The sequence below is a fragment of the Psittacicella melopsittaci genome (assembly GCF_003585925.1).
GTDB classification, from domain to species: domain Bacteria; phylum Pseudomonadota; class Gammaproteobacteria; order Enterobacterales; family Psittacicellaceae; genus Psittacicella; species Psittacicella melopsittaci.
In genome coordinates this window covers 1-1,261 of record NZ_NRJH01000098.1, presented here as the reverse complement: position 1 = coordinate 1,261, position 1,261 = coordinate 1, and the positions used below count along the sequence as shown (strand labels likewise).

The following is a 1,261-nucleotide window of genomic DNA, read 5'->3' as shown; positions in this document are numbered from 1 at the left end:
CTGCACCAGGCAGATATATTCCAACTTCACCACCAGTGGTGACAGCTTCAACAATTATTATCGGTGGAGCAGTAACTGACAACTACTCAAATACGGAACCTTCAGGAGTAATTCGTGGTTACGATGTTAACACTGGGGAGTTAAAATGGATTTTTGATACTGGAGCTAAGGATCCTAATGCTCAACCTGGAGAAAATGTAGACTATGTACACAACTCTCCTAATGCTTGGGCACCATTATCTTATGATCCAATTAAAGATATAGTATATATTCCTACAGGAGTAGGTACACCTGATATTTGGGGTGGTGACCGTGACGAACTCAAAGAACGTTACGCTAACTCAATTCTTGCCTTACATGCTTCTACAGGGAAGTTAATTTGGCATTTCCAAACTACCCACCATGACTTATGGGATATGGATGTACCAGCTCAACCTTCACTTGCTGACTTAAAACAAGCTGATGGTTCGGTGACTCCTGCTGTTTATGTTCTTACAAAAACAGGTAATGTGTTTGTATTCAACCGTTACACAGGTGAGCCTTTAGTACCAATTGAAGAACTTGCGGTTCCTACTAGTGTAACTAAAGGTCCACAAACTTACGGTGAACACTATTCACCAACGCAACCTTTTTCAGCTTTAAACCTAGGTCCTTCACCAAGTGAAAAACTAACAGATAAAAACATGTGGGGTGGTTCTATGTTCGACCAACTTGTATGTCGTATTCTGTTTGAACACTATAACTATGAAGGTATCTACACTCCACCTTCAGAAAGAGGTACTATTGTATTCCCAGGTAACCTTGGAGTATTTGAATGGGGTGGAATTTCTGTAAACCAAGATCGTCAAGTAGCCTTAGCAAATCCAATTGGTTTACCATTCCTATCTAAACTTAACCGTGTAGATCCAAACCGTCCTAAAGGTGAAGGTACAGGAACTGAATCAGGTTTCCAACCTATGTATGGTACTCCATACGAAGTACTCCTTGAACCTTTCTTATCTCCACTTGGCTTACCATGTAAAGAACCAAGCTGGGGCTTTGTAACAGGAGTAGATCTCCAAACTAACGAAATTGTTTGGAAAAAACGTATAGGTACTATTCGTGATAGTCTGCCTAAACTCTTCCAATTACCACCATTATTAATTGGGGTACCTGGTTTAGGTGGGGTTATGTCTACTGCCGTTGATGTAATGTTGGTGGCTGCTACTCAAGACAACTACATCCGTGCTTTCAGCGTAACTAATGGAGAAAAACTCTGGCA

General features: G+C 40.9%; 1 protein-coding gene. It reads left to right on the top strand.

Annotated features, from left to right (window positions below):
• On the top strand, positions 1–1,261 hold a 1,261-nt coding region (locus tag CJP74_RS07975; RefSeq protein ID WP_147397073.1), incomplete at both ends, for a PQQ-binding-like beta-propeller repeat protein.